The sequence below is a fragment of the Flavobacterium sp. genome, assembly GCF_021151785.1.
Lineage (GTDB): Bacteria > Bacteroidota > Bacteroidia > Flavobacteriales > Flavobacteriaceae > Flavobacterium.
This window is the reverse complement of record NZ_JAGKWP010000131.1, coordinates 1-5,476: the sequence shown is the minus strand read 5'-3', so window position 1 is coordinate 5,476 and position 5,476 is coordinate 1. Positions and strand designations below refer to the sequence as shown.

The 5,476-nt window shown below is 38.5% G+C and carries 2 protein-coding genes; both read left to right on the top strand.

Translation table 11 applies throughout. From position 1 onward, the window contains the following. Positions 1-147 precede the first annotated feature (147 nt). The gene (locus QZ824_RS10530; protein ID WP_291275974.1) at positions 148-5,184 is read left to right on the top strand and encodes a hemoblobin-interacting domain-containing protein; all 5,037 of its coding nucleotides are present in this window, start codon (positions 148-150) and stop codon (positions 5,182-5,184) included. Further along, positions 5,184-5,432 (top strand): hypothetical protein, encoded by a 249-nt coding sequence (locus tag QZ824_RS10525; RefSeq protein WP_291275973.1) that lies wholly within the window; start codon positions 5,184-5,186, stop codon positions 5,430-5,432. Before QZ824_RS10530 ends, QZ824_RS10525 begins: the two co-directional genes overlap by 1 nt. Positions 5,433-5,476 lie beyond the last annotated feature (44 nt).

Genomic DNA, 5,476 nt, shown 5'->3' with positions numbered 1-5,476 from the left:
AATTTGTGAATAAAACATACTCATTATTTATTTAGAATGCAGTACTTTTGCAGTTGAAATAATTAAGACTATTTAAAGCAATCAACGTTACATCTTTTTGCAAGTTCTTGTTATTGAGAAGGAAGATGAACTAAAAAAAATTACAAAATGAAAAAAGAATTACTTTTTAGGAAAGCATTTTTGCTTTTGTTGGGGAGTTTAGATTTGTTGTTTTCTTTTGTTTTGGGTAAAAAGACAAAGCAATGGAAAAGTACAATCAACAAAAAACAGTTCGCTCCTTTAGCGTTCTTACCTAGTAGCTTTGTGTTTAAAAAACCTGCTATCGCTACTATGGTGGCTCTTTTTCTGTTTTCGATGGGGGTACAACATGGATTTGGACAAACAGCAACTCAAAATTTTGGGACGGGTTCAAATTCAAATACTTTACAAACAGCAGTTACTAATTTGTTTCCTAATCCTACAGGTTCAGGGACAACTTATGCTCGTGGAGGGGCTACGGCACCAAATGCACCTATTGTATTGGCAAATACGTCTAATCCATTAGGAACAGCTGGTTCTTATATTAGAGCGGTTGCATCAAGTAGTACATCTGTATCTAAGGTATCACCTATTGTTGGTTACACAGGTTCAACAGAGTTTTATACATCATTTAAAGTTTTATTTGGAGATGCTTCTGGAGGTAATGTTCCAACAATCACTTCTGGTAGCTATGGTACATGGACACTTTCTCAAGGGGCGGGTTCTTATTATTCGGATAATACTTCTTATACTCCTTCACAAACTTTTACGGCACTACGATTTGCTTATGGAGCCTCTGGTGCAATAACGTTATCTTATGATAATAATGGAACTTTTGGAAGTTCAGGATTAACTTCAACGGCATTAACACAAGGTACGGTTTATACCATTGAAATCGTTGGAAACAACAAGACTTCAGGGACTATTAGTTACACATATAATGGAGTGGCACAAACAGTAGCCGTTCAAAAGTATGATTTATATATCAACGGAAATTTAGTTGGTAACGACTTGACTAAAGCAACTTTAGCTGCAAATACCGCTATTTCTGGTATTTCTTTTTCTAGTATAAGTAGTACTAATAATGCTGCTAATTTATTTATTGATGATGTGGTTGTTTATAATGCGGTACCGGCTACTATTGGGGCACCTTTAGTTAACCCACCCACATTAACAGCAGCGGCCAACGCCACTGTTGACGCTCCTTTTGATGTGACTTTCACAGATGATGCTACTTGGAGAGCAGCCATTTCGAGTATCTCAGTAGGAGGAACGACTTTGTCGGCTTCGGCTTATGCGGTTTCAGCAGGTAAAATTACTTTTACACCTTCAGCGGCTACTTTGTTACAAGCGGCTGGTGCAAAGTCAGTTGTTGTTTTCGCAACAGGATACAATAACGCAACGGTTACACAAACTATTGGGGCTGGAGCAGCAAATAAATTAAGCATGAATACGCAACCAACAGCACCAACGGCAAACGGAGGGACTTTGGTTACACAACCTAAAGTAACTATTTTAGATCAATATGGAAATGCAACAACGAGCACCGCTGCTATAACAGCGGCTGTAGGGGCAGGAACTTGGACAATAGGAGGAACCACAACCGTAAGTGCTTCGGCAGGGTTGGCTACTTTTACAAATTTAACAGCTACCAGTGCAGCAGCAGTAACAGGAGCAACCATAACGTTTTCAAGTACAGGTTTAACAGGAGTGACATCAGGTACCTTTAATATTCCTGCGCCACCTCCTGTCAATGATAATTGTTCTAACGCTACGGTACTGACAGTAAATGGTGGTACATTGCCAGGGACTATGATTGCAGCTACTAGTGCAGCAAATAGTTTCCAATATGGAACAGCATTCCCTGATGTGTGGTATAAATTTGTACCTACAGTAACGGCATCGCATACAGTTACAATGACTTTTACAGCGGGTACTGGTAAAGATATTGATTTAGATGTATTTACAACATCGGTTAATGGCTCATGTCCTACTTCAGGAACAGCAGCAAATATTTCTCATACAACAAATCCATCAGAAATAGTAACTAATACACTTACAGCTGGTGTAACTTACTATGTGCGTGTAATTGATGCGGGTTCGGCTAATGGAGGTGATTTTACTATTAGAGTAACAACACCTGTACCACAACCGACATTAATAGCTGCTTCACCCGCGACGGTAGATGCTCCTTTTGATGTGACTTTTACAGACAATCCAGCTTGGAGAGAAGCAATTACAGGAATTACTATCGGAGGGACAACATTAACTGGAGGTTATACGGTTTCACCAGGTAAAATTACATTTACACCTTCGGCTTCAAATCCAACTACTTTGTTGCAATCGGCTGGAGCAAAAACAATTGTAGTAAGTGCAACAAATTATTCACAAGCATCGGTTATACAAACAATAGGAGTGGGTGTGCCTGTTAAATTGGTGATCAGTACACAACCTACTGCACCCGCATCAAATGGTGCTGTTTTGGCTACACAACCAAAAGTAAACGTGACCGATCAATACGGTAATGTGGTAACAACTAGTACAGCAACCGTGACAGCGACAGTAGGAGCAGGAGCATGGGTGATAGGAGGAACTACCGCAGTTAATGCGGCATCGGGAGCAGTTACTTACAGTGGTTTAACCGCTTCAAGTTTAGCTGCAGTTACCGGAGCAACTATTACGTTTACCAGTCCAGGCTTAACTTCGGTGACTTCAACGGCTTTCAATATTGCAGCACCAACGATTACAGCACCTGTGGCTACAGCAGCAACTAATGTAAATGCAACTTCATTTACAGCCAATTGGAATGCCATGCCCGGTGCAACAAGTTATGTGATTGATGTATATACTAAAACAGTACAATCTAATCAAACGGTTGCAGCTTGGACTTTTCCTACTGATGGAGCTGTTTTAAGTACTGATATTTATAATTCCTATAATTCTGGTAAGTTAGTGTCAACAACTGGTGGTTCAATTACTGATTCAGCGGGTTTAACAACACAAGCGCCTTCAGCTAATGCTTGGCAATCAGGAAGTGGAACAAAATATTGGCAAATTGATGTTAATACTACAGGAGCTAGTCAAATGAAACTGTCTTCTACTCAAAGATCTTCGGGTACTGGGCCTAGAGATTTTAAAGCTCAATATAAAGCAGGGGCTGGGAATTGGACTGATATTACTGGAGCAACAGCTATTTCGGTAGCGGTTGATTGGACTTCAGGCGTTTTAAATAATGTAACTTTGCCTGCTGAGTGTGATAACCAATCTTCGGTATTAATTCGTTGGATCATGACATCTAACACTTCCGTTGGAGGTGCAGCTGTAGCTTCTGGAGGTACTAATAGAATTGATGATATTTATCTTAGAGGTGATTTGGTAGTCAATACTTATTTAGTTCAAAATTCAAATGTAGGGAATGTTACTTCATTTACAGTGACAGGTTTAAATCCAGTGGCTACTTATTACTATGTTGTTCGTGCGGTAAATGGAGCGGTAGTTTCTTCTAATTCTAATGAAATTCAAGTTACTACAAGACCTGATACTACAATTTGGGATGGTAATACATGGTCAAATGGAGCGCCAGCTTTAGATATGTATGCTATTGTTAATGGAGCACTTTCGATGACCACTTCATTAGAGGCAAGATCTATTACAGTAAATTCAGGTGGTTCGGTAATCGTAACTACAGGAAAAACATTACGTGTGGCTAATGAAGTAAACAATGCAACTAATGATGCTACGAAGTTTATTGTAGAGAGTGGGGCAAGTTTAATTCAAAATAATGCTGCAGCGGTTAACGTAGGACCAATCACAGTGAAAAGAAATTCATATCCATTGTATTTACAAGATTATACGTTATGGGCGTCGCCTGTAGCCAATCAAAATTTACGTAATTTCTCTCCGAATACTTTATACAACAGATTCTATTCGTATGATACAACAATTGCGCCTAATGGAAACTGGGTACAAGAGATTGTTACAACCGCAGATATGAATACCAAGACATTTGGATTAGCGAAAGGCTATTTGATTAGAATGCCAAATAACTGGACTGCTTTTTCAAATTTACAAACACCAGGAACGGTATATCCAGGCGTTTTTGTTGGCGTACCTAATTCAGGAAATATTACGTATACTTTATCCAATGCAAATACACAATATAATTTAGTAGGTAATCCATACCCTTCACCAATTTCGGTAGCTAGTTTTAGAGCTGCTAATCCAGGTATTGGAGGAACGTTCTACTTTTACAGAAAAAGAAATGCCGCTCAAGGTTCGGGATATGGTACATTGTCACAAGCTGGTTTTGCAGGAAATGTAAGCGTGAGTAACTTTGGGTTAATTGAAGTAGGACAAGGGTTTTTTGTTAAAGCCAATGGAGTAAGTACGTTAAACTTTACGAATGCGATGAGAGCAGAAGCTTCTGCAAGTGCCGTTTTCTTAAGAAGTACATCAGCTCAGGCAACTACTACGCTAACGAATGACAATCCAATTGAAATGAACCGTTTTTGGTTGAACTTAGTGAAAGACAACGAACAAGTAGGGCAAGCCTTAATAGGTTACATGGAAGGAGCAACACTTGGAGTAGATGAAGACTTTGATGCTAAGTATTTCAATGATAGTGCTTTGGCATTGACATCAATCATCAACAATCAAGAGTACATCATTCAAGCTAGACCTGTACCATTTGTGGCAACAGATGTAGTACCTTTAGGGTTCAAAACAGATGTAGCAGGAACGTATACTTTTGCTCTTGGTAATAAAGAAGGTATTTTTGCAGATGCTTCACAATATCCTATTTATTTGAAGGATTACAATACAAATACGGTACATGATTTGAATACAGGAGCCTATACATTTACTGCTCAACCAGGTGTTTATAATACACGTTTTGAGATTTTATATTATGATAGTGCATTAGCTCAGCCTTCTTTTGGAATGGATAATAATGTAAATGTTTACAAACAGAATAAAGCCATCGTTATTGATGCAGGAGATACAAAACTAGAAAAAATTGAAATTTGGGATACCTTAGGTCGCTTATTGTTTACTACTAAAACAAATGAAACGAGATATGAAGTAAAACAGCAATTGATGGAAAACCAAGTGTTATTAATTAAAATAACAACAGAGAAAGGAAGTAGTAATAAAAAAATGCACTATTAATGAATCGATTAAGTAAACGCCAAGGAAGAGGGAAATGTTTGTTGATGCTTTCGTTGCTATTCGTAAGTCAGTTGACTTTTGCTCAATTTGATACGCCTGAAGAAGCGCCAATGGATGAAGATCAGTTAAACGCAGCTTTGAATCCACCAGACGCATCTATTGATCAGTGGGTCTGGCCTGCGTTATTGATGGGAATGGCTTCGGGATGGTATCTCATTCGTAAAAGAAAAGCATACCAAACGGCATAATACAAAAAAAGAAAAGTAAAAACTTGAGTTGTTCCATAATGGAA

Coding starts and splice junctions, on each gene's coding strand:
- QZ824_RS10525 (WP_291275973.1), top strand. CDS start 5,184: ATGAATCGATTAAGTAAACGCCAAGGAAGAGGGAAATGTTTGTTGATG.
- QZ824_RS10530 (WP_291275974.1), top strand. CDS start 148: ATGAAAAAAGAATTACTTTTTAGGAAAGCATTTTTGCTTTTGTTGGGG.